Source organism: Vibrio cionasavignyae (assembly GCF_050337155.1).
GTDB lineage: Bacteria > Pseudomonadota > Gammaproteobacteria > Enterobacterales > Vibrionaceae > Vibrio > Vibrio nomapromontoriensis.
The window spans coordinates 23,340-44,797 of the sequence record NZ_JAKJSR010000025.1 but is presented as its reverse complement, the minus strand read 5'-3'; the positions used below and the strand labels follow the sequence as shown (position 1 = coordinate 44,797).

Annotated in this window: 25 protein-coding genes; 12 read left to right on the top strand and 13 right to left on the bottom strand. The window is 45.2% G+C overall.

Going from position 1 to position 21,458, the window contains the following annotated elements:
• The first annotated feature begins 3 nt into the window (after window positions 1-3).
• Entirely contained in the window at window positions 4-822 is an 819-nt protein-coding gene (mutM, locus tag L4D74_RS19490; RefSeq protein WP_428754120.1) for a bifunctional DNA-formamidopyrimidine glycosylase/DNA-(apurinic or apyrimidinic site) lyase, read from the top strand.
• Between the two features lie 101 nt (window positions 823-923).
• Here mutM and lpxM read toward each other — a convergent pair whose 3' ends face one another.
• The 4 genes from lpxM to coaBC form a co-directional block, all read right to left on the bottom strand.
• The gene (lpxM, locus tag L4D74_RS19485) at window positions 924-1,874 is read right to left on the bottom strand and encodes a lauroyl-Kdo(2)-lipid IV(A) myristoyltransferase (RefSeq protein WP_428754119.1); all 951 of its coding nucleotides are present in this window, start codon (window positions 1,872-1,874) and stop codon (window positions 924-926) included.
• Between the two features lie 7 nt (window positions 1,875-1,881).
• On the bottom strand, window positions 1,882-2,823 hold the full coding sequence (gene lpxL, locus L4D74_RS19480; protein WP_428754118.1) for an LpxL/LpxP family Kdo(2)-lipid IV(A) lauroyl/palmitoleoyl acyltransferase: 942 nt from the start codon (window positions 2,821-2,823) through the stop codon (window positions 1,882-1,884).
• A gap of 5 nt (window positions 2,824-2,828) precedes the next feature.
• Entirely contained in the window at window positions 2,829-3,419 is a 591-nt protein-coding gene (gene slmA, locus L4D74_RS19475; protein ID WP_250618704.1) for a nucleoid occlusion factor SlmA, read from the bottom strand.
• A 240-nt stretch (window positions 3,420-3,659) separates the two neighbouring features.
• Window positions 3,660-4,871: a bifunctional phosphopantothenoylcysteine decarboxylase/phosphopantothenate--cysteine ligase CoaBC gene (gene coaBC, locus L4D74_RS19470; protein ID WP_428754116.1), complete on the bottom strand. Its 1,212-nt coding sequence runs from the start codon at window positions 4,869-4,871 to the stop codon at window positions 3,660-3,662.
• Window positions 4,872-5,084: 213 nt separating this feature from the next.
• Between coaBC and radC the strand changes: the two genes are divergently transcribed.
• The 3 genes from radC (at window position 5,085) to rpmG (ending at window position 6,474) form a co-directional block, all read left to right on the top strand.
• On the top strand, window positions 5,085-5,759 hold the full coding sequence (radC, locus tag L4D74_RS19465) for a RadC family protein (RefSeq protein ID WP_428754115.1): 675 nt from the start codon (window positions 5,085-5,087) through the stop codon (window positions 5,757-5,759).
• 296 nt (window positions 5,760-6,055) lie between these two features.
• On the top strand, window positions 6,056-6,292 hold the full coding sequence (gene rpmB, locus L4D74_RS19460) for a 50S ribosomal protein L28 (RefSeq protein ID WP_076589033.1): 237 nt from the start codon (window positions 6,056-6,058) through the stop codon (window positions 6,290-6,292).
• A gap of 14 nt (window positions 6,293-6,306) precedes the next feature.
• Window positions 6,307-6,474 carry a 50S ribosomal protein L33 gene (gene rpmG, locus L4D74_RS19455; RefSeq protein WP_002535344.1) on the top strand — a complete coding sequence of 56 codons (168 nt, stop codon included), beginning with the start codon at window positions 6,307-6,309 and terminating at the stop codon, window positions 6,472-6,474.
• Window positions 6,475-6,588: 114 nt separating this feature from the next.
• Here the strand turns inward: rpmG and L4D74_RS19450 are convergent, their stop codons facing one another.
• The 4 genes from L4D74_RS19450 to L4D74_RS19435 all read right to left on the bottom strand — a co-directional run bounded on the left by L4D74_RS19450 (window position 6,589) and on the right by L4D74_RS19435 (window position 10,533).
• Window positions 6,589-7,065 carry a tRNA (cytidine(34)-2'-O)-methyltransferase gene (locus tag L4D74_RS19450; protein WP_428754114.1) on the bottom strand — a complete coding sequence of 159 codons (477 nt, stop codon included), beginning with the start codon at window positions 7,063-7,065 and terminating at the stop codon, window positions 6,589-6,591.
• Between the two features lie 179 nt (window positions 7,066-7,244).
• Window positions 7,245-8,369, bottom strand: a complete 1,125-nt coding sequence (locus L4D74_RS19445; RefSeq protein ID WP_428754113.1) for a M14 family metallopeptidase — start codon at window positions 8,367-8,369, stop codon at window positions 7,245-7,247.
• Window positions 8,370-8,458: 89 nt separating this feature from the next.
• On the bottom strand, window positions 8,459-9,847 hold the full coding sequence (cpxA, locus tag L4D74_RS19440; RefSeq protein WP_428754112.1) for an envelope stress sensor histidine kinase CpxA: 1,389 nt from the start codon (window positions 9,845-9,847) through the stop codon (window positions 8,459-8,461).
• A 2-nt stretch (window positions 9,848-9,849) separates the two neighbouring features.
• Window positions 9,850-10,533: a response regulator gene (locus tag L4D74_RS19435; protein ID WP_428754186.1), complete on the bottom strand. Its 684-nt coding sequence runs from the start codon at window positions 10,531-10,533 to the stop codon at window positions 9,850-9,852.
• Between the two features lie 184 nt (window positions 10,534-10,717).
• Between L4D74_RS19435 and L4D74_RS19430 the strand changes: the two genes are divergently transcribed.
• From L4D74_RS19430 to pfkA, 3 genes are all read left to right on the top strand, one after another.
• On the top strand, window positions 10,718-11,224 hold the full coding sequence (locus L4D74_RS19430; protein ID WP_428754110.1) for a CpxP family protein: 507 nt from the start codon (window positions 10,718-10,720) through the stop codon (window positions 11,222-11,224).
• A 134-nt stretch (window positions 11,225-11,358) separates the two neighbouring features.
• Complete coding sequence (gene fieF, locus L4D74_RS19425; RefSeq protein WP_428754109.1) at window positions 11,359-12,267, top strand: CDF family cation-efflux transporter FieF; 909 nt, start codon at window positions 11,359-11,361, stop codon at window positions 12,265-12,267.
• 307 nt (window positions 12,268-12,574) lie between these two features.
• Window positions 12,575-13,537: a 6-phosphofructokinase gene (pfkA, locus tag L4D74_RS19420; protein ID WP_428754107.1), complete on the top strand. Its 963-nt coding sequence runs from the start codon at window positions 12,575-12,577 to the stop codon at window positions 13,535-13,537.
• Between the two features lie 165 nt (window positions 13,538-13,702).
• On the opposite strand, the gene tpiA is transcribed toward pfkA, so the two are convergent.
• A complete protein-coding gene (gene tpiA / locus L4D74_RS19415) occupies window positions 13,703-14,473 on the bottom strand; it encodes a triose-phosphate isomerase (RefSeq protein WP_250618694.1) in 771 nt (256 codons plus the stop codon).
• Window positions 14,474-14,716: 243 nt separating this feature from the next.
• Between tpiA and L4D74_RS19410 the strand changes: the two genes are divergently transcribed.
• Both L4D74_RS19410 and L4D74_RS19405 read left to right on the top strand, forming a co-directional pair.
• Window positions 14,717-15,064, top strand: coding sequence for a 5-carboxymethyl-2-hydroxymuconate Delta-isomerase (locus L4D74_RS19410; RefSeq protein ID WP_250618693.1), 348 nt, complete (start codon window positions 14,717-14,719; stop codon window positions 15,062-15,064).
• A 14-nt stretch (window positions 15,065-15,078) separates the two neighbouring features.
• Window positions 15,079-15,504: a DUF805 domain-containing protein gene (locus L4D74_RS19405; RefSeq protein WP_265674863.1), complete on the top strand. Its 426-nt coding sequence runs from the start codon at window positions 15,079-15,081 to the stop codon at window positions 15,502-15,504.
• Window positions 15,505-15,551: 47 nt separating this feature from the next.
• Here L4D74_RS19405 and L4D74_RS19400 read toward each other — a convergent pair whose 3' ends face one another.
• From L4D74_RS19400 to glpX, 3 genes are all read right to left on the bottom strand, one after another.
• Window positions 15,552-15,881: a DUF3135 domain-containing protein gene (locus tag L4D74_RS19400; protein ID WP_428754106.1), complete on the bottom strand. Its 330-nt coding sequence runs from the start codon at window positions 15,879-15,881 to the stop codon at window positions 15,552-15,554.
• A 129-nt stretch (window positions 15,882-16,010) separates the two neighbouring features.
• The gene (locus L4D74_RS19395) at window positions 16,011-16,634 is read right to left on the bottom strand and encodes a helix-turn-helix transcriptional regulator (RefSeq protein ID WP_428754105.1); all 624 of its coding nucleotides are present in this window, start codon (window positions 16,632-16,634) and stop codon (window positions 16,011-16,013) included.
• A gap of 148 nt (window positions 16,635-16,782) precedes the next feature.
• Window positions 16,783-17,790 (bottom strand): class II fructose-bisphosphatase, encoded by a 1,008-nt coding sequence (gene glpX, locus L4D74_RS19390; RefSeq protein ID WP_428754103.1) that lies wholly within the window; start codon window positions 17,788-17,790, stop codon window positions 16,783-16,785.
• Window positions 17,791-18,125: 335 nt separating this feature from the next.
• On the opposite strand from glpX, the gene zapB reads away from it, so the two are divergent.
• The 3 genes from zapB to L4D74_RS19375 all read left to right on the top strand — a co-directional run bounded on the left by zapB (window position 18,126) and on the right by L4D74_RS19375 (window position 20,258).
• Window positions 18,126-18,368, top strand: a complete 243-nt coding sequence (gene zapB / locus L4D74_RS19385) for a cell division protein ZapB (RefSeq protein ID WP_428754102.1) — start codon at window positions 18,126-18,128, stop codon at window positions 18,366-18,368.
• A gap of 151 nt (window positions 18,369-18,519) precedes the next feature.
• Complete coding sequence (locus tag L4D74_RS19380; RefSeq protein ID WP_428754101.1) at window positions 18,520-19,164, top strand: TetR/AcrR family transcriptional regulator; 645 nt, start codon at window positions 18,520-18,522, stop codon at window positions 19,162-19,164.
• A 119-nt stretch (window positions 19,165-19,283) separates the two neighbouring features.
• Window positions 19,284-20,258: a DHH family phosphoesterase gene (locus L4D74_RS19375; protein WP_428754100.1), complete on the top strand. Its 975-nt coding sequence runs from the start codon at window positions 19,284-19,286 to the stop codon at window positions 20,256-20,258.
• A gap of 53 nt (window positions 20,259-20,311) precedes the next feature.
• On the opposite strand, the gene L4D74_RS19370 is transcribed toward L4D74_RS19375, so the two are convergent.
• Window positions 20,312-21,442 (bottom strand): murein hydrolase activator EnvC family protein, encoded by a 1,131-nt coding sequence (locus L4D74_RS19370; protein ID WP_428754099.1) that lies wholly within the window; start codon window positions 21,440-21,442, stop codon window positions 20,312-20,314.
• Window positions 21,443-21,458 lie beyond the last annotated feature (16 nt).

Below are 21,458 nucleotides of genomic sequence, written 5' to 3'. Positions count from 1 at the left end.
GTTATGCCTGAGTTGCCAGAAGTAGAGGTATCCCGTCTTGGTATTAGCCCACATTTACTTAATCAAACCATTCAAGAAATAGTTGTTCGTAAGCGTCAGTTACGTTGGATGATCCCTGAAGATATTCACCAGTTACACGGTGAAGCGATTTTAAATATTCGCCGACGTGCTAAATATCTGTTGGTTGATACCGCAAAAGGTAGCGCTATCATTCATCTGGGGATGTCGGGGAGCTTACGAGTTCTTGATAGCCCTCCACCACCAGAAAAACATGACCACGTCGACTTAGTGTTAAGCAATGGTAAGGTCATGCGTTATAACGATCCTCGTCGCTTTGGCGCATGGTTATGGTGTGCGCCTGGCGAGTCTCATGAGCTTTTGGACAACTGTGGACCAGAACCACTAACGGATGATTTTTCTGCGCAGTGGATGATGGAGCGGGCTAAAAATAAGCGTGTTGCAGTGAAGACGTTTATCATGACCAATACGAATGTGGTCGGTGTTGGTAATATTTATGCAAGTGAATCTTTGTTTAGTGCCGGTATCCATCCATTAACAGCAACTCACAGTTTAAACATGTCCGATTGGCAACGGCTTGTTAAAGAGATAAAAGCGATACTCACCCAGGCCATTGCACAAGGGGGCACTACGCTAAAAGATTTCTCCCAAACAGATGGTAAGCCTGGATATTTTGCCCAAGAATTATTGGTGTATGGTCGAGCTGGTGAGCCCTGCAAGCTGTGTGGCGGGGAGATTAAAGAGCAAAAGATAGGCCAGAGAAACACCTTCTTTTGTGAGGTCTGCCAGCCAGAACGAAAATGAATGAACTAGGGTGTTAGGTGAGAGGGTTTGAAGGCACTATCACTTGATAGGACGAGACAAGTAAAAAGGGCTTACCGTGGATGACGATAAGCCCTTTTTTGTTATTGGTAGATCCTAGAACCGTCTCTTTGTGTTTCCAGTAGATACAAGTTCCACATATATTGTTCTGGTCTTTCTCTTAGTAGATCTTCAATAGCCTTGTTCATGGCGCGAGCATCTGATTCTTCATCACCCGTTGGGAAGTCCTCAATCGCTGGAAGGATGTGGACTTCATATTGGCTGGTTTTGTCGTTATAGGCAGGTAATACCGGTACCACTTTTGCTCGTGATAGCCGGGACATTTTACCAAATCCTTTTAGCGTTGCTTTCTCTGTTGCAAAGAAAGGGACAAAGACTGAGTTTTGAGGGCCATGGTCTTCATCTGGTAGCCAGTAGCCAATGTAGCCATCCTTGATAGAGCGTACGAATGGCTTAACACCCGCGCTACGAGCAAAGATTCTGCCGCCATATTGCATGCGCTGTACATGCATGAGCCAGTCGCCAATAGGATTGTTTTGTGGCTTCATAATCGTGGTGACTTTATGCCCTTGAGCGGCCAACATGACCGCTGGGTAATCAACGGCCCACGCGTGTGGCGCGAGTATGATGACGTTTTCTCCGGCATCGAGCAGAGGCAGTAAGTTTTCTTCGCCTATCATCACACCACGGCTTTGGTTGTGCTTGGTCGAGCGTACTAAAAATTCAGAGTAACCCAATAAGTACTGCGCCGCCTTGGCAAAGGTTTCATCAACAATGGCTTGAATTTCTTGCGGCGACTTTTCCGGAAAGCATTTCTCTAGGTTAATACGAGCACGGCGTATGACACGGCCGTTCTTTTTAACAATGAACGTTGATAGATAGCGAGCAAAGCGGTCGCGAGGTTTAGCCGGAATAAACGCTAAAAACGCCGCGAGCAGAATGCCTAACCATGTTCCCCAATGTTTTGGGTGTAGGAAAGACCATTGAAAACGCGGGTCATAGAGGTGCTTCTCAGTATTATTTTGGTTGCTCATAGCACTCCTATAGATAGCGAGAGTTAGTGAGTGAATGATCAGGAAGAGACTTAAAGCGCTTGTGCATCCATAACCATTGCTCTGGCGCTCGCAAGATAATCTCTTCGACATAGTGATTCATATAGGCTGCGGCAGCGACATCGTCTTTTTTAGGGTACTGATCTTCGATGGATTGACCGGCAATGATTTCATACTTGCCATCGGAGTTTCGAAAGCCAGAGCCCGGCACAATCGCGCAGCGACTGGTGTGAGCCAATATACTGGTGCCTGTTGTTGTACAGGTCTCTTGCACCGCGAAAAAAGGCACAAAAACCGATTTATTGTGGCCATAATCCTGATCTGGAAGATAAAACAGACGGTGACCCTGACGCATAACCTTGATCATTTTTTTTAAATCGGTGCGGTAAATTAGTTGGTTACCATTGCGTGTGCGTCCACGATATTGAATGAATTCGTAGGCAGGGTTGCTGTGTGGACGATAAGCCCCATAGCCAGGTAGGCCTAAGACGGCAAAGGCGCGGGCGGTAATTTCTAGATTCAGGGCGTGTACACAGCACAAGAGCACCCCTTTATTATCAGCGTCATGCTGTTTGAGAGCGGTGATGTCCTTGACGACGAGTAAGCGCTGAAAACGCCAAGTTGGCCAAAACCAAGTGATACCAGTCTCAATTAACGCCATGCCAGAGTTTTTGAAATTCTCTTCAATAAAGTCATCCATCTCTTGCGGCGTTTTTTCCGGGAAAGCTAACTCGAGGTTACGACGAGCGATATCGGCGCGTTTGCCCCCAAATCGCATACCAAACTTGCCAATACCACGACCTAACCTAAACAGTAAGGAGTATGGTAGTACGTTGACGATGAGGGCGAGTAAGCCAAATCCAACCCAGACACCCCAGTGTTTTGGGTGCAGTAAGGATAGAGTGAAATCGGGTTTCTTATCTATTTTCATAAGGGTTACTGTAGTTGCAATTTTAGGAGTGCCCAATATTCATCAAAGGTTGCTGTTGGTGAATACTTAAAATCAGAGCGAACGAATCGGTTCAGGCTGCCTTCAACTTGACCAAGTAATTGCGCGGCAAGGATCTTATCATCAACAGGAAAGCTTTTTCCTTCGCGAATTTTGCGCTCACGCAAGATTTGACGTAAAGATGTCTCAATTCTTTCGTAGAGCTGATTGATACGATCGCGTAATCGTTCATTCTCAAACATCAGGGCATGACCGGAAAGTATACGGCTGAGTCCTGGGTTACGCTCGGAAAAAACCAAAATGAGCTGTAAAACAAGTTGAATACGGGTAAGGGTATCTTTTTCTTCGTCTAGAATGCGATTAATACGAGACATGAGCGATTCTTCAATGAACTCAATTAATCCTTCAAACATACGAGCTTTGCTTGGAAAATGACGATAGAGTGCCGCTTCAGACACACCCACTTGCTTGGCAAGTTTAGCGGTTGTGATGCGAGAGGTGCCTTCGTTTGACTCTAGCATTTGAGCAAGAGCTTGCAGGATTTCCTCTTTTCTATTCGACTTTCTCGTAACGGACATAAATCCTATTCCTTTTGATTACAGCTTTGCCAATTGATCACAAAAAACCTTAAGTAGACTAAATAGTGTACCTAAGGTCATTTTATCCACGTAGGTTTAGATGCTAAATGATTGAGCTAGGTAACAATCTCTGTTCAATTCTCAAGCGTTATCTGATTGTAGAAATCACGCGTGCACCTGGCATAAACCTACGGGGTCAGGATGGGCTTCTATTAATGTGTCTTGCTAAATCGTGTTTTGCTAGCTCACAGCCAACATTTGATCGGCGATTGTCAGCATAATGCTATGGCTGAGTGCTAGCTTTGTTGCGCAGCCTAACGTTTGCTGGCCACCATTCCAGTACACGGTAATCGTATTTGTGTCGCTATTAAAGCCCTGTCCTTCCACAGAGACATCATTTGCACAAATCATATCCAGATTCTTACGTTTGAGCTTATCTAAAGCGTACGCTTCGACATCTTGAGTTTCTGCGGCAAACCCAACGGTGAATGGTCGAGAGACTGATAACGCGGCAACGGCGGCGATGATATCAGGGTTTTTCACCATAGTGATTTGCATATCATCATTATCGGCAGTCTTCTTGATTTTCTGAGTTGCAATATTAACGGGTCGGTAGTCAGCAACAGCAGCGCAACCTATAAAAACGTCGTGGCTGGTGGCTTGTGCCATCGCGGCTTGATGCATATCCTCAGCACTGACCACATTAATACGTTTAACGCCGTGTGGCGTTGTCATTGATACGGGGCCGGCAATAAGAGTGACGTCTGCACCGAGCTGCTGGGCGGCTGAGGCTAATGCGAATCCCATTTTTCCAGAGCTATGGTTGGAAATATAACGAACTGGGTCAATCGCTTCGCGGGTTGGGCCAGCAGTAATGACGACAGATTTACCGGCTAAAGGTTTAGGGCTAAAGAATTGCTCGCACTTCTCTACGAGTTGCATTGGCTCCAACATGCGACCAGGACCAACATCGCCACAGGCTTGTTCACCCGCGGCTGGGCCCCAAATCATCATATCGCGACGAGCAAGTGTCGCGATGTTTTCTTGGGTCGCGACATTAAGATACATCTGTTGATTCATAGCAGGAGAGACGGCAATCGGAGCGTCAGTCGCCAAGACTAAAGTCGTCAGTAAATCATTCCCCATGCCTGCAGACATTCTGGCGATCAGGTCGGCGGTCGCAGGTGCCAATAAAACCAAGTCAGCCCACTTTGCGAGTTCAATATGTCCCATTGATGCTTCGGCGGCTGGATCTAGCAAGCTATAAGAAACAGGGCGACCAGAGACAGCTTGCATGGTGAGCGGAGTAATAAATTCTTTGGCTGCATTTGTCATGACCACTTGAACTTGGGCGCCTCGTTCAATGAGTCGACGAGTCAGCTCGGCACATTTATAAGCAGCGATACCGCCACTGATCCCAAGTAGTATTTTTTTTCCCGCCAACGTTTGCATAACTAGCTCCTTAAATTTAGCTGCGGCTAAGATAGCAAATGCGTCCGAATCTCGCTACTTTCAAGCATTTCTCACGCGTCGCTCAGTATAAAGAAACATCATTATTACAGCGAAATAGCGCCTATCTCGCGTCTGGGTGTCACCGGACTATCTTTCTATCGATGATTAGGAAATAACCGACATCTTCATTTATAGAATAAATAGGTGTCAGTTATGGGGCTCAAATTGTTACCGCCAGAGTCACTTCCACGAGAAAAGCTGCTTAAGCAGGGCAGTTCAGCGTTAACCGATGCTGAACTGCTTGCTATCTTTTTACGAACCGGTATTAAGGGCACCAATGTGATTCAGTTATCTGACTCACTCATTAAGAGCTTTGGTTCATTGCGGGCACTTTTTTCATCCTCAGCTGAGGATTTTTGTCAGCATAAAGGGTTGGGCGTTGCAAAGTATGTTCAATTACAAGCGGTGCTGGAAATGAGCAAGCGATATTTGTCCGAACGGATAGAGCGTGGCGATGCGCTGCAAAGTGCCGAGCACACCAAGCAGTATTTGACGAGCATGCTTCGAGATCGTCAGCGAGAAGCCTTCTACGTGCTGTTTTTGGATAATCAACATCGCGTCATTGCTGATGAAGTGATGTTTGAGGGGACCATTAACGCAGCGTCAGTGTATCCGAGAGAGGTGGTTAAGCGTGCACTTGCCCATAATGCTGCTGCGGTGATACTTGCTCATAACCATCCTTCTGGCATTGCTGAGCCTAGCCAAGCCGATCGGCGAATAACCAGAAGGTTATCTGATGCATTGGGTTTAGTGGATATTAGAGTGTTAGACCATTTTGTGGTGGGAGAGGGGGAAGTGGTATCATTTGCGGAAAGAGGCTGGATTTGACCAGATTGGCGATGAAATTAACTTTTTATTGTAATATCTGTGAGACGGGTCTTTTGTTTTGATATTTTTCTGCTATTATTCGCGCACTAAAAGTATCATCTAACGCCAGCTCGCAGCAAAAAGATCAACAAATCCTAAAAAAGGATCTGTTCGGGTCTTGAGCAATGCATTGCAAGTTAGTATAATGCGCGACCTTTGATAGCCTTGTATGGGTATTCCATAATGGTAAGGCCTCTTGTATTTGAGGTTCGGCCACCAAGGTTGATATCGAGCTGAAACGATTTGGAGAGACATTCATGTCCCGAGTATGCCAAGTAACTGGTAAGCGTCCTGTAACGGGTAACAACCGTTCACACGCACGAAATGCTACTAAGCGTCGTTTTCTGCCGAACCTACAAACTCATCGTTTCTGGGTAGAAAGCGAAAAACGCTTTGTTAAACTACGTCTAACCGCTAAAGGTATGCGTATCATTGATAAGAAAGGCATCGATGCTGTTCTTGTTGACGTACGTGCCCGTGGCGAGAACGTTTAAGAGGAATTACGCAAATGGCTAAAGGCATTCGTGAGAAAATTCGTCTAGTATCTTCTGCAGGTACTGGTCACTTCTACACTACTGACAAAAACAAGCGTAACATGCCAGGTAAATTTGAGATCAAGAAATTTGATCCAGTTGTTCGCCAGCACGTTATGTACAAAGAAGCTAAAATCAAGTAATTGATTGGTTTCAATTTGTCATGTAATGAAAACCCAGCTTTTAGCTGGGTTTTTTATTGTCTGCAAGAAAGGCAACACCAGCGTGGTGCGTAGTCGTTACCTTTGTGTCAGCAATTAGCTTGCACCTTGAAAATCAAACTGACGCCATGCTTCGTAAGCGATAATAGCTACCGCATTGGATAAGTTTAGGCTTCGTGCATCAGGCATCATTGGGATGCGAATGCGCTGTTCCATAGGTAGGCTATCGATAAGATCTGCGGGCAACCCGCGAGTTTCTGGACCAAATAACAGCACGTCCCCTTTTTTAAAGTTAGCATCGGTATGATGTCCCGTCGTTTTTGTCGTACAGGCAAAGATGCGATGCCCCGGGTTATGCTCATCTAAGTAGGCAATGAACGCGGCATAGTCTTTGTGTCGCTTTACACGGGCTAAGTCATGGTAGTCCAGTCCAGCACGTCTCACTTTTTTCTCTTCAAGATCGAACCCTAGCGGCTCGATGAGATGCAAATTAGCACCACAATTGGCACTTAGGCGGATAATATTACCGGTATTAGGAGCGATTTCTGGCTCGTAGAGTGCGATATCAAACATCACGTGACTTCTCACTAATTTCTAAATTATGGCGAGAGTATACCTTATGTGGTTGGTAATGTGTTCAAGGGGAGTGTGGAGGAGTTCGCGGTATAAGCAAAGTGGCGAAGGGAATCCGAAAGCCCTATACCAATGGATGTGCATTTAGCATAGGGCGATATCCTTTCTAATTCATGTCGTTAGATTTTGTCGCTCACAGCAAGGGTTGCAGCGAGCATATCGTGGCCAAAGATAACGCTGCGCTCGGGTGACCAACCATAAAGAGGGTCTGGATAGCTGTTGTTATCTTTAAATGGCATTTCAATTGTGTACGACAAGCAGTGAAATTGCTCTGCTACCCAATTAGAACCAACGGTCAGGTTGGCTTTGCCTGGTTCGTCTTTGTCGTAACCGATGTCATCTTGGAATTCAGGTGTTATCGTTAATAATGCTTGTTTGAACGTGGATTCTAGCTCGGCAAAAGCAGTATCGTAGCTAGGGATGCCTTCAGAGCCGGCAGCAAAATTATAAGGGATGGCTTCGTCGCCATGGATATCGAGGAACATATCCACGCCAGTTTCTAGCATACGCTCACGCACCAAGAAGACTTCTGGACTCTGCTCCATTGAAGGGGTTTGCCACTCACGGTTGAGGTTAACCCCTGCTGCGTTAGTCCTTAAGTGTCCACGAATACTGCCATCTGGGTTCATATTAGGGACGACATACAGAACGGCTTTTTCTAGTAACGCTCGGCTTACAGTATCACTGTCATCAAGTAAACGCTGGATCATACCTTCAATGAACCATTCCGCCATGCTTTCCCCAGGATGCTGACGCGCAATGACCCAGATTTTCTTTTTTCCTTCTTCCGGCTCACCAAAGGTAAGCAGGCTCATGTCATTATTGTCTAGCGTATGACCAAGTGTTTCTAATGAGCAGTGGTGCGCGCTTTGCGCCATGTGCAGCAGGTCTTGATGGCGGTCATAGGTGTAAGGCGCAAAGTAAGCAAAGTAAATAGAACCATGCTCAGGAATGACGTTAAATGAGAGCGTGTCGCCATCAAATTCGGCGGGAATACGAAACCATTCTTCACGATCGTAAGAGGCAACCACATCATAGCCTTTCCAACCTTCAGGATAGGCGGATTTAGCCAAATCAATAAGCTTAATGGTATGTGACTGCTCCGGCGTCGTTTCTAGGCGGAAGTGAAACCATTGATAGAATTCAGATTGATTATCGTTGTTGATACGTAGTTGAATATCATCTTTGTTATCAGCGTTGACAACAGATATGTTGCCACTATCGAAATTACTAAAAATTTTCATTGGTTTTGATACCTTTTAGACTAAGCAATAACTGCGAGGCTACCACAAAGATAGCAGAATCTATATCGCTTGATAGAGTGATTTAGGTCTTAGGCCAAGGGCAGCTCTACACGCATCTTAAGTCCACCCAACTCACTGCGAGATGCTTCAATTTGGCCACTGTGCTGCAGTATGGCGCTTTGTGTTATTGCTAGCCCAAGCCCAGTTCCTCCTGAGTCGCGATCTCGCGCGGTTGAGACTCGATAGAAAGGTCGGAAAATATCGCTCAATTCATCTTCTGGAACTCCAGAACCATCATCTTCAACGGTGATAATCAAGCTTTCCGAGTGCTGCTGAATATTGACATTAATGACCGTATCACCATAACGAATCGCATTACGAATGATATTTTCGATGGCACTCATGAGTAGTTTTGGGTTTCCGCACACGCTTGCCTCTGGGATGGTTGAAAATGTGAGCGTTTTATTCATTTGTTCCGCCTCAAATTGTGCATCATCTAATATGGCTTCCCATAAGCTACTCGCGGGTTGAGTCTCACGAACAATATGGCTATCAGTGTTCATTCTAGACAGTTCAAGCAGCTCGCAAATCATTTGTTCGAGGCGTTGTGCTTCGGTGTCTATTCTGGAGAGTTCGGAGCTTTCTCCCTGTTTACGAGTCGCCAAAGCGGTAGCCATGCGCAGACGAGTCAAGGGGGAGCGTAACTCATGAGAAATATCGGACAGTAATCGCTGCTGACCTGAAATCATTTGATTCACTGCCGCCACCATTTGGTTAAAGCTTGCACCCGCTTGTTTGAATTCAGAGGTGCCTTTTTCTAAGCTTGGATCTGGCTTAAATTCACCTTTTGCTACTCGTTTTGCAGCACGCTCTAAGCGTCTCGCAGGTTGCGTTAATGCCCACGCAAGCCAGAGTAATAATGGGGTGCTCACGACCATGACAACGAGCAGTAGCTGGAATGGTTTATCAAACATTCTCAGTAGAAAAGGGGGGGGCTGGTTCCACTTTAAGCCAATGAATAACTGTAAATCTTGCTCGGCAAGTGTGACCGGTACTGGACCCGCGAGCATGTATTTACCATAGAGTTTTTGCATCGGTTTCTGTGGTGATTCTACCGAGGTAATGAAATTCTTTAGTGCTTTTATTTTAAAGTCTTCATGGCGCTGAGTGCTTAAGATGTTCCCATCCATGTCAGCGATAAATAGTCTTGGTCCACTAGAGTTCCGGTGGTTGTTTTTCCGTGTCGGGGGTTTATCAAAACGATAAATGATTTTACCCAGATTTTTTTGACCATCGAAGCGCTTTTCGACGCTATCGCGTAATTTGTATAGTCGTTCAAGGTGTTCACCTTGAACTTCACGAGCGACGCGTGGATCAAGGTGAGGTAAAGAGAGGACGGCAATAAGCACCAGCAACATGGTAAACCAGAAGATAGCAAAGATGCGGCCATATAAGCTGGTGAAATTAGGCAGTTTCATCATTACTCCTTAACAAACAGGTAGCCTCGGCCACGTAGCGTCTTGATTCTAGGTTTACCGTCTTGTTTTTCTGGTAATTTCTTTCTTAAGTTAGACACGTGCATGTCGACTGCACGATCAAAGGCGGATAGCCGCTTTCCTAATACATCTAGGCTGAGAGCTTCTTTCGTCAGGGTTTCACCCGGCTTTAAGACGAAGTAATGCAGTAATGCAAACTCGGTACTGGTGAGCTCTATGGTTTGTCCTTGGCATATTGCCTCTTGTTTGCCGGGGAAAACCTCAATGTCATCGAAGCAAACACAATCACGACTTGGCTCTGTTTGGGTAGATTGTGTGCGGCGTAAAATAGCTTTAATGCGTGCTAGAAGCTCTCGATCGCTAAAAGGTTTAGGCAGGTAATCATCGGCACCAAGCTCAAGGCCAATCACACGATCAATTTCTTCGCCTTTAGCGGTTAGCATCAACACTGGCGTTTGCCATTTTTCTCGTAGTTTTTTCAATGTGTCCATACCATTAAGACGTGGCATCATGACGTCCATCAACACAAGATCGATATCGTTGTTCATCGCCTCCAAGCCTGCTAGGCCGTCATTGGCCTCGCTGACTTGAAACCCTTCAAAGCTCAAGATGTCTTTCAATAAGCTTGTGAGTTCGGTGTCGTCATCAATAATTAGAATATTCATTATGGGGCCATCTCTTAAATACGGACTACGTGGTAATAATAATGCGTTAATTATTGTAAATATCTATCTTTACGATTCTTTACGCTCTGTGTGCGTTGCTTTACGTAGCAAGTTCTATTCTATACTCAAGCGCTGCAAAGCAAATGGATGCAAACGCAGCTACCCTCACAAAACAAAGGTATTGATTATGAAACTGACTAAAAAATTGGTTCTTGCTGCAGCTATTCTTCCATTAACGTTCGCGACGGCGAGTGCATTGGCCTACGGTGGTAAAGGTGGTAGTCACCACGGTAAGGGTGGTGATGGTCAATGTGGTGGTTTCGACCGTAACATGTTTAGCCAACTTGATTTGACGGATGCGCAGAAAGAACAGATGAAAGAGATGCGTAAATCGATGAAGTCAGAGATGAGAGCTAAGCACAGTGGCAACATTGGTGTTAAAGCAACAGAGATGCAAGCTCGCCATCAAAAAATGCAAGATGTCGTCCTTGCTGATACATTTGATGCCACAGCAGCCAACGAACTCGCTTCTGAAATGGTAGCTCAACAAACTGAGCGTCGCGTTAAAATGATGGAAAAACAACATGAGATGCTCAGCATCTTGACGCCAGAGCAAAAAAACAAGCTTAAAGAAGTACAGCAAGAGCGCATGCAAAAGTGCGTAAGCAAAATGGAATCAAGAGCGGCAAAGTAACGCTGTTTCTACTAATAGACTTCACTTAGCTTCGCTGTGGATATATTTTAAAAGTGGCCAATTGGCCACTTTTTCTATTTTTGTCACTAATAATAAGTATACTTGCGTCATGTTGAGCTAAAACGTCACGGAAGATGAAAAACAGTTACGCAAAACTCGTCACAATGGCAGCTTGGGCTGCAACCATCATTGCCACCCTTCTATTGATTACCAAAATTATCGTGTGGTGGACTACGGGCTCGGTGAGTTTGTTAGCCTCTGTGATCGATTCCTTACTTGATATTGCTGCCTCAGCGGTCAATTTAGTCGTCGTGCGGTATGCACTTCAACCCGCAGATAAAGAACATACTTTTGGCCATGGTAAGGCGGAGTCTCTTGCTGCGTTGGCGCAAGCGATGTTTATTTCCGGTTCTGCTTGCTTCCTTATTCTTAACGGGATTGACCATTTTTTCAGGCCAACCGAACTTCGTTCGCCAGAATTAGGTATTTATGTCAGCCTCTTTGCTTTAGTGGTGACATCTGGGTTGGTTGCTTTTCAGCGCTACGTAGTTAGAAAAACTGGCAGTCAGGCCATTGCTGCTGATTCGTTACATTATCAAACTGATATTTATATGAATGCCGCTATCATGTTGGCACTTGCTTTGAGTTGGTATGGAATTGGTCAAGCTGACTCCGTCTTCGCGATCGGAATTGGTGTGTTTATTTTGATTAGTGCCTTTAAAATGGCGTACACCGCCGTTCAATCGCTGTTAGACAGGCAGCTTCCTGAGGAAGAATTACAGCAAATTCGACAAGTGTGTACTGAAGTGGAAGGGGTATTAGGTGTTCATCAGCTAAGAACACGCATGTCTGGCCCTGTTCGTTTTATTCAGTTACATCTTGAGTTAGATGATTTAATGCCATTAATTGAGGCGCATCGAATTGCCGATGAAGTTGAAGAAAAATTGATGGTAGCGTTTCCTGAATCGGATGTACTTATTCATCAAGACCCTTACTCTGTGGTGATCAAAGACGAAAAACAGCAGTTAGAAGCGGATTGGTAGGATGGGGAAAAAGGGTGATAGATTGCAGTTGTGGCATAACGAAAATTGATTGTCTATTGTTAGGGCTCGTGATAAAAAAGTGCGATTCTGATGTGAATCAACACAATTTAGCCTATAAACTGTAATACTCTTACATAAGTAATAAAGTTACGTCGTCAATGTTTTGGGGAACAAGACGATTTTACGAAGCTGATGCGATGAAAAAGCAGCAGAAGTGATGTAAACGTAGCGAAAACAATAAGAATTCCGTATGTCGCGAAGTGCGCCATACTTAAATTGAAATTAGATTGCTAAATCGAGGGTGAGCATGATTAAGAAAATCGGTGTTTTGACAAGTGGTGGTGACGCACCTGGTATGAATGCTGCGGTACGCGGTGTGGTTCGTACGGCTTTGTCAGAAGGCGTAGAAGTATACGGTGTTTACGACGGTTATTTAGGTCTCTATGAAGATCGCATTAAAAAACTAGATCGTTCTAGTGTTTCTGATGTTATTAACCGTGGTGGTACATTTCTAGGCTCTGCACGTTTCCCAGAATTTAAAGAAGTCGAAGTTCGCGAGAAAGCGATTGAAAACTTGAAGAAGCACGGTATTGAAGCGCTAGTGGTTGTGGGTGGTGACGGCTCTTACATGGGCGCGAAAAAACTGACTGAAATGGGCTACCCATGTATCGGTCTACCGGGCACGATTGATAATGATATCGCTGGCACAGATTACACTATCGGTTACCTGACAGCACTTAACACGGTTATTGATGCGATTGACCGTCTACGTGATACATCGTCTTCTCACCAACGTATCTCTATTGTAGAAATCATGGGTCGTCACTGTGGTGATCTGACACTGATGTCTGCTATTGCAGGCGGCTGTGAGTACATTATTACACCAGAAACTGGCCTTAATAAAGAGCAACTGATTAGCAATATTCAAGATGGTATTGCCAAAGGTAAGAAGCACGCCATTATAGCGTTAACAGAGCTTATGATGGACGCCAATGATCTTGCTAAAGAAATCGAAGATGCAACAGGTCGTGAGACTCGTGCAACGGTTCTTGGCCATATTCAGCGTGGTGGTCGTCCTACAGCGTTTGACCGAGTACTGGCATCTCGCATGGGTAACTACGCGGTACACCTATTGATGGAAGGTCATGGTGGACGTTGTGTTGGTATTCAGAAAGAGATCCTTGTTCATCACGATATTATTGATGCGATCGAGAACATGAAGCGCCCTGTACGCGATGATTTGTACAAAGTTGCTGAAGAGTTGTTCTAATAGTTATACCAACCAATGAGTCATGTTCACTTCTACTTTTGGAGTGAACATACCGTTGGAGAGCAATGTTCAGACATAAAAAAAACCGCTGACTTATCGGCGGTTTTTTTATGTCTGATTCAATAGGTGGCGTCGTTGCTGGCGCTCACCTATTGAGCAATAAGCTTAAGCTTTTGCTTTTGCCGCTGCTTTTGCGATAGCTGCAAAGCTTTTCGCGTCTAGTGCAGCGCCGCCAACTAGAGCACCATCGATGTCTGGTTGTGCGAAGTAAGCTTCAGCATTTTCAGGCTTAACAGAACCGCCGTATTGGATAACAACGTTCTTCGCCACTTCTTCGCTTTTTGCTGCGATGTGTGCACGGATAGAAGCGTGGATGCGTTGAGCATCATCAGCTGTTGCTGCTTTACCAGTACCGATAGCCCAGATTGGTTCGTATGCGATGATTGCACCGTTAAGCGCTTCAACACCTGAGTTGTTGATTACTGCGTCGATTTGACGAGCACATACCGCTTCCGTTTCGCCCGCTTCGTTTTGAGCTTCAGACTCACCGATACAGAAAACAGGCGTTAGGCCATTTTCTTTTAGGAATGCAAACTTCTGAGCGATGAACTCGTCAGATTCGTTGTGGTATTGACGACGCTCAGAGTGACCAATGATGATGTGAGTTGCGCCAAAATCTTTCAGCATTTCTGGAGACATATCACCAGTGAAAGCACCACTGTTGTTCACGTCAGTGTTTTGAGCACCAAGGATGATTGCGCTACCCGCGTCAGTTAGCGTACGCTCTGCAAGGTCAACGTAAAGTGCTGGTGGAGCAACGGCTACATCAACGCCAGTTACGCCTTCAAGTTCCGCATTAAGTGCAGTAAGCAGATCCGTGACCATTGCTTTGCTGCCATTGAGTTTCCAGTTACCCATAACTACAGGTTGACGCATAAGATTTTCTCCAAAATCAATGTTTTTAAAAGTACGAATGTAAAAAACAAACGTGAATACGAAAGAATATAACAGATTAATTCATGTAGATCATGATTGGAGTCATGACTTTCTCGCTTTCATGAATCGTTGTGAGTATGCCCATCATCGTGACTTGGTAAACAGAATAGTAGATTAGTTCTCGGAATTTTCCTTTTAGCTTGCTATACCTTGTCGCTTAGCTCTCAATTCAAAGGAAAGATGATGCCAAATCTGGTAATGGAATATTCAAATACGGCTGATCAACGCTTGAATATACAAGGCTTACTGGAGGACTTGCATCAAGTTACGCTACACTGTGGCTTGTTTGAAATGGACTCAGTTAAGTCTCGCTCTCTACGGTGCCACAATTGGCTCATTGGCGAGCATGGTGACAGCGAAGATTTTGTGCATATTAGTTTCGAGCTTTTATCGGGTCGAACGGAAGAGCAAAAGCGAGAACTGTCGAGGAAGTTAATGGATGTCCTCAAGCAGCAAGCCGGGCATTTGAAGAGCTTGACGGTGAACATACGGGACATGGATAAGTCGTGTTTCCAAAAAATCAGTCAGTAAAGTGAGAATAGGTAATGTCGTTTAAATCACTGCTATTTTCGTCACAAGGGCGAGTTGGCCGTAAAACGTTTTGGGTATGGAACGTTTGTTATTATTTGAGTATTGTGGGTTTTGCACAGGGCATGAACGTGTTAGCGCCTGGGGCTATCCATATTTTGTTGCCTGCGTTCTTATTGGTTATTTTGATCCCGGATTTGCTGATTACCGCAAAGCGATGGCATGACCGTAATAAATCGAGTTGGTGGTTGCTACTGAATATTCCTTTGGTGATAGGGCGTTTAAGTCTACCTACTCTGGACCCGGCTACCGCAGCGCAACCTTCATTACTGCAGAACATGATTTCTTTAGCAGCGATTGGCTGTGGACTGTGGATCTTAGTCGAGTGTGGTTTTTTAAAAGGCACGTCTGGCGATAATCAATTTGGTAAAGACCCAGTCTAAATACTGCATTTGTTTAAATACTAAAAAGGAAGCGAGTGCTTCCTTTTTTATCGCCAATCTTCTTTTTTGTTGAAAGGTAAAATGGTCGCTTTTGGTTGACCGTCGCCCAGTTCGCCATTGAGTGCTTGTGAGAATTTCATAAATTGTCGATGCAGCTCTTGTCGCAATAATACGTTGGCATGAATAGGGTTGTTGGCACGTTTAAGCACTCGTTCAATGTGTGATTGTTGTGCTTGCAGGCGAGGTTGCATTTCTGTTGAGCAAGACTCTATCAGCTCCTGACACAGGTTTTGACGTAAGCGACTAAGTTGCTCGGGATTGTGCTTTGCCATTGCCGCAAGCTCATCGAAAGAAGGCAGCATAAGTGGATCAGCCATGATTCGTCCTCATCTAACATTGCTCCATGCATGTACAATGAGGTTAGGAGTTATCGATCAAAGTCACAGTTTAATTGTGTGCTGTCTCAATAATAAGACACTAAGAGCTAAGAGCTAAGAGCTGAGAGCTTATTGCTCTTGTTGAGTGAAACGATAGACGCAGCGTCGTGCACCAGAGACGATATGCTCATCTCGTTCGACGCGGGTGTTTTCGCCAACAAGAGACTGAAAGACATTGAGTTCAGATTGGCATAGGGCTTTGCATCGGCTCGCTGCTTTACAAATAGGGCAGTGGTTTTCAATCAGAATAAAGCTTGAATGATCTTTTTGATATTCTGCCATATAGCCATCCTTCTCACGTAATTCGGTGAGTTTGATGATTTTACTTTCGAGGTCGCTGAGCCCTGTCAATTGCTCGGCATAGTTAGCGAGAGTGTTTAATTCGCGCTCTTTTGCCACTTTTTCTAGCCCGTCAGAACCAAACACCGTTTCAATAGCATCAATAAATTGAACCGTGAGATCGGCATGTCGATCGGAGAAGTTCGCGTGACCTTTGTCAGTTAAAGACCAATGGCGGTTGGGGCGGCCCACTTTGACCTTTACATCTTCGATGTGCAGCAAACCTTCATTTTCAAGAGACTGAAGGTGTTGTCTAGCTCCCATGGTCGTGATCTTTAGCCTGAGTGCAACGTACTTTGCCGTGACCGCACCTTCGCGCTTAATGATATCGATGATGTGGTCAGTAGCTTTCATGTCGTGGTCCGGTTGCTCGATAGTGTAGTGAGAATCAATAACTGATGCTATTATGGCCGATACGCTTTATAAAGCAAATTATTTACTATCAACTAGATAGCAATAAAAAACGCTGCCGTTGCAGCGCTTTTTCGTTAATACGTCGACACTACAGAATAATGCCTCGGATCTCAGGGTCTTTTCGCTCTAGGTAGTGAATCGATTTAATGCGACGAATGGTACGACAACGACCACGAATCAGCAGTGTCTCTGTGGTAGCAATATTGCCTTGGCGTGTAATTCCCTCTAAGAGGTCACCTTTGGTAATTCCTGTCGCAGAAAAAACAACATTATCGCTACGAGCCATATCTTCCATTCTTAGCAAGACATTCGCTTCAACACCCATTTCTTTACAACGCTCCAACTCAAGCTCACCTGCTTTACGGTTTTCTTCGTTGTCGCCTTTTACTTCGTGGCGAGGTAGTAAGCGAGCGTGCATGTCGCCATCCAGTGCGCGAATAACCGCAGCCGATACTACACCTTCAGGTGCGCCGCCAATGCAGTACATCACATCCACTTCACTGTCTGGCATACAGGTTAGGATTGAAGCGGCCACATCACCATCTGGTACCGCAAAGACACGAACTCCCATGGCTTGCATTTCAGCAATAACGCTATCGTGTCTCGGTTTAGCGAGTGTGGTCACGACCAGCGTATCTAACGGCTTACCTAGTGCTGCAGCAATATTCGTTAAATTATCGGTTAGTGATAGGTTTAGATCGATAGCCCCTTTAGCGCCAGGGCCGACAACCAGTTTCTCCATGTACATGTCAGGTGCTTTTAAAAAGCTGCCTTTTTCTCCAGCTGCAAGCACAGCCAAGGCATTTGACTGTCCCATTGCTGTCATGCGCGTACCTTCAATTGGATCTACCGCGATGTCAACGGCATCGCCACCAATGCCAACCTGCTCACCAATGTACAGCATTGGTGCATCATCAATCTCACCTTCACCGATAACGATTTCACCACTGATGTCGGTTTTGTTCAGTAGGGTACGCATTACTTCAACGGCAGCCCCATCCGCGGCGTTTTTATCGCCACGTCCTAACCATTTATAACCAGCCAGAGCGGCACCTTCGGTAACTCGTGAAAAAGCCATCGCTAAATCGCGCTTCATATTGACTCCAATAGATGAAAGTTGACAAAAGAATTTACGGCGCGAATTTTAACATACCAAGAAGGAAACGTTTGCTTTTTTGTTTGATACTGCGCAAAGCTGAGTGTAGTTAGCTGATTATTCAATGCAATAGGAGTAAGAATATTGAACGACAAGGCATAGAAGCGAGTACTTGGTATGGTTTGAATACGCCTTTTGTTAGTTTGCGTTGTTTTTTTGACCGAATAGTGAAAAATCTGCAATATAGGGCGTGTCTATCTTCTCGAGGCTGAGTAGAATGGGGCAACGTAGAATGAAGCTATTTCATTACATAGAATTTAACAAGGTAGGCCGAGATGTCTTTTGAAGTACTGGAACAACTAGAAGCAAAAATTCAAACTGCAGTTGACACTATCGCTCTTCTTCAAATGGAAGTTGAAGAGTTGAAGGAAGAGAAAGTTCAACTGGCTAGTCAAGCAGACGAGCTGCGTAGCAGCCGCGAAGAACTTGAACAAAAGGCTGAAGTTATGCAGCGTGAGCACACCCAATGGCAAGAACGCATTCGTAACCTACTTGGTAAAATGGACGAAGTAGAATAAATCGTCAGTCTCTTAGATTTGTGAAAAGCACTCCTTGTGAGTGCTTTTTTTGTATTTAGTTGGTCGAACCAGTCAGACTATTGCGATCTCACGCTTTCGCTCACAAGTTGAACACGTATACTAGCGCAAAACAGGCAAAGGATAATTGAGAATGAAAACGCGTGATAAAATAGTGCATGCCGCCCTTGAGTTATTCAACTCAGACGGTGAACGTAACGTGACGACCAACCATATCGCTGCTTATATCGAGATCAGTCCCGGTAACCTGTATTATCATTTCAGCAACAAGCAAGAAATTGTTCGCGATATTTTCACGCTTTATTCTCAGGAGTTGATCGAGCGATTTACGCCTGTTCAAGGGCAGCAAGAAAGCTTAGCGTTGCTGAAGCATTACCTCAATTCGATTTTTACCCTGATGTGGAAGTACCGTTTTTTCTACGCTAACTTGCCAGAAATCTTACAGCGAGACGAAAAGCTGCATGAAGAATACATCGTCGTGCAAGAGAGATTACAAGGAAACTTAGTCAATATACTGCGTGCCTTTGTTGAGCTTGAATTACTTTGCTTAAACGAGAAAGAGCTAAAGTCCATGGTGACGACATTACATATGATGGCCGTGGGTTGGTTGAGCTATCAATCTGCTATGTCTCCCAAGACTAAAATCACGGAAGAGGTGATTCAACAAGGGATGCTGCATATGATTAATGTGGTTAAGCCAGTGGCGACATCAAAAGGCCAAGAGCAGCTCGCGCTGCTTGAAGATGGCGTAAAAATGATGGGTGGCGCGAGCGCTTAGTTAGCAGCGACACACTGTTCGCTCATGTCATATAGCCAATTCGTATTTCAATAAACCCTGCTGCCACAGTAGGGTTTATTGTTATTCAGTCGCAACTATTTCCGATGAAAGGACGCAAGATGCACTACGATGTTTTTAATGGCGATGCGGATGGTATATTGTCGCTATTGCAACTGAGGTTGTCAGATCCCAAACCGGCTAAACTCATCTCCGGTATTAAGCGTGATATTGCGTTGCTTGAGCGCGTACCTCTTCAAGAGGTTAGCTCGGTAACGGTACTTGATATCTCGATGGATAAGAACAGAGCGGCACTCAATGCTCTGTTAGCTCATCAGGTCCCCGTCACCTATATCGATCATCACAAGGCAACACAGCCACCAGAGTCGGTGTATTTGACCCGTCATATCGATCTCGATGCGAACACTTGTACGGCCTTAATCGTCAATGACCAACTTGCAGGGCAACATCGATTATGGGCAATCACTGCGGCGTATGGAGACAATATGATTGCTAGCGCGGAGTCACTGGCGGATAAAGCAAATCTCAGTGATGTTGATCGGCATTTTTTGCGTCAACTAGGCACCTTGGTTAACTACAATGGCTACGGAGAAAAGCTGGAGGATTTGCATGTTTCTCCGGTCGATTTATACCAACAGCTATTACGCTATCGAACGCCCTTTGCATGCAGAGAAGATGCCTATTCCCCGTATTACGTATTATTAGCAGCATTTGAAAAAGATCAGTCGGCACTGAGTCAAGCGACGACGCTTTTTGATTCTGACACGCTCCAAGTGGTGTCGCTACCTGCGACGGCGGCGGCAAGGCGTATGTCAGGGACGTATATCAATGAACTCGCCAACCGACACCCTTCGCGTGCGCATATTACGTTAGTAGAACGAGAGCAAAGAGGGAGTGATGGGCAGGTCTGTTATACCGTGTCGGTACGTGCGCCATTGAACAATAAGCAAGGCGCTGCTGCAATCTGTAGTCAATTTGATACAGGGGGAGGGAGAGAAGCCGCGGGTGGGATTAATCAGTTACCGCGAGCTTGCATCCAGCGACTTATTGATACGGCATTGGCTTATTACCAGTAATAAACTACCAGTAACAAGCTACTAGTAAGGCTTACCCTTAAGGCTGTGTTTGATTAGCGTTTTAGCCAGCTTTTTGGGTTTTGAACTTTACTGTTGCGACGAATCTCAAAATAGAGCGAGGCTCTTGATTGCCCACCCGTGTCACCAGCCAGTGCGATGGTTTCTCCAGCGGCGACTTTGTCCCCTTCTTTTTTGAGTAGCGTTTGGTTGTAGCCATAGAGTGTCATGTCACCTTTGCCGTGATCGAGCAACACTACCAGCCCATATCCCCGTAAGTAATCAGCAAATACGACCGTGCCCGAGTAGACAGACTTGATGGGCGTGCCGTATTTGGCGGAAATAACCATGCCTTTCCAGCTTGCTTGGCCTGTTTGCTTGGTACCAAAGTTATGTAAAACGCTGCCTTTGATTGGCCATGGCAGTTTGCCTTTTTGTCTGGCGAGTCCATCCATGGGGACTTGATTACGTTTGGCGGCTTTGACAATCTCGGCTTTTAGGCGGGTTTCATTACGCTGCAATTCAGTTAAGTAGGTTTTATCACTGGAGATGCTTTTCTTGATCTTGCCGAGTGTGCTTTTCCGGCTACGTTGATTTTTTGCCAATGTATCGCGTTTGTCTTTTTGTTGTTGAAGCAGCTGCGCGATTTGGTTGCGCTCTAATTCAAGGGCTCTTTCACTTTCAACAAGTTGTTGTTCCGTGGTGGACAGTTGTTCTAATGTGTCGGCCCGAGCGGCAGCAAGGTGCTGATAGTATTGACTGATGCGATCATCGTTGGAGTTGTTATTAAACATACTAGAGGTATTACGGTTCTGCTTGGTGATGTAATACGTCTGTACGAGTTCAGCTAATATTTTTTGCTGAATCTTTTTTTGTTCAGTGAGGGCAATAACACGCTGATGTAGGTTATCAATATTTTGATTAGCCGTGGCCAGTTGTGAGGTGGTGGATTGAATATTCTTTTCAATGTTCGAGATGCCAATCTCTTGCTCACGTAACGACTTTTGCAGCTTATCTAGCTCTTTTTGTTGCTGGCTTAATCCCTGCTGTTGACGCTTTATCTCACTTTTTACACCAGAAAGCTCATTTTGGCTCGCGGCGCTGTTTAGTGGTGCAATGGCCGTAGCAACACCAATAATGAGGGTCGTGAGAGCAACAAGGAAGTGCGTCTTGTGATTAGAGTGCATGTCGTATCCGCTGAGA

Coding starts and splice junctions, on each gene's coding strand:
- rpmG (WP_002535344.1), top strand. CDS start 6,307: ATGGCTAAAGGCATTCGTGAGAAAATTCGTCTAGTATCTTCTGCAGGT.
- rpmB (WP_076589033.1), top strand. CDS start 6,056: ATGTCCCGAGTATGCCAAGTAACTGGTAAGCGTCCTGTAACGGGTAAC.
- glpX (WP_428754103.1), bottom strand. CDS start 17,790: ATGAAGCGCGATTTAGCGATGGCTTTTTCACGAGTTACCGAAGGTGCC.
- L4D74_RS19450 (WP_428754114.1), bottom strand. CDS start 7,065: ATGTTTGATATCGCACTCTACGAGCCAGAAATCGCTCCTAATACCGGT.
- tpiA (WP_250618694.1), bottom strand. CDS start 14,473: ATGCGTCAACCTGTAGTTATGGGTAACTGGAAACTCAATGGCAGCAAA.
- L4D74_RS19405 (WP_265674863.1), top strand. CDS start 15,079: ATGTCGTTTAAATCACTGCTATTTTCGTCACAAGGGCGAGTTGGCCGT.
- cpxA (WP_428754112.1), bottom strand. CDS start 9,847: ATGAAACTGCCTAATTTCACCAGCTTATATGGCCGCATCTTTGCTATC.
- slmA (WP_250618704.1), bottom strand. CDS start 3,419: ATGTCCGTTACGAGAAAGTCGAATAGAAAAGAGGAAATCCTGCAAGCT.
- L4D74_RS19380 (WP_428754101.1), top strand. CDS start 18,520: ATGAAAACGCGTGATAAAATAGTGCATGCCGCCCTTGAGTTATTCAAC.
- radC (WP_428754115.1), top strand. CDS start 5,085: ATGGGGCTCAAATTGTTACCGCCAGAGTCACTTCCACGAGAAAAGCTG.
- fieF (WP_428754109.1), top strand. CDS start 11,359: ATGAAAAACAGTTACGCAAAACTCGTCACAATGGCAGCTTGGGCTGCA.
- L4D74_RS19375 (WP_428754100.1), top strand. CDS start 19,284: ATGCACTACGATGTTTTTAATGGCGATGCGGATGGTATATTGTCGCTA.
- zapB (WP_428754102.1), top strand. CDS start 18,126: ATGTCTTTTGAAGTACTGGAACAACTAGAAGCAAAAATTCAAACTGCA.
- L4D74_RS19400 (WP_428754106.1), bottom strand. CDS start 15,881: ATGGCTGATCCACTTATGCTGCCTTCTTTCGATGAGCTTGCGGCAATG.
- L4D74_RS19430 (WP_428754110.1), top strand. CDS start 10,718: ATGAAACTGACTAAAAAATTGGTTCTTGCTGCAGCTATTCTTCCATTA.
- L4D74_RS19445 (WP_428754113.1), bottom strand. CDS start 8,369: ATGAAAATTTTTAGTAATTTCGATAGTGGCAACATATCTGTTGTCAAC.
- L4D74_RS19370 (WP_428754099.1), bottom strand. CDS start 21,442: ATGCACTCTAATCACAAGACGCACTTCCTTGTTGCTCTCACGACCCTC.
- lpxL (WP_428754118.1), bottom strand. CDS start 2,823: ATGAAAATAGATAAGAAACCCGATTTCACTCTATCCTTACTGCACCCA.
- mutM (WP_428754120.1), top strand. CDS start 4: ATGCCTGAGTTGCCAGAAGTAGAGGTATCCCGTCTTGGTATTAGCCCA.
- lpxM (WP_428754119.1), bottom strand. CDS start 1,874: ATGAGCAACCAAAATAATACTGAGAAGCACCTCTATGACCCGCGTTTT.
- L4D74_RS19395 (WP_428754105.1), bottom strand. CDS start 16,634: ATGAAAGCTACTGACCACATCATCGATATCATTAAGCGCGAAGGTGCG.
- L4D74_RS19410 (WP_250618693.1), top strand. CDS start 14,717: ATGCCAAATCTGGTAATGGAATATTCAAATACGGCTGATCAACGCTTG.
- pfkA (WP_428754107.1), top strand. CDS start 12,575: ATGATTAAGAAAATCGGTGTTTTGACAAGTGGTGGTGACGCACCTGGT.
- coaBC (WP_428754116.1), bottom strand. CDS start 4,871: ATGCAAACGTTGGCGGGAAAAAAAATACTACTTGGGATCAGTGGCGGT.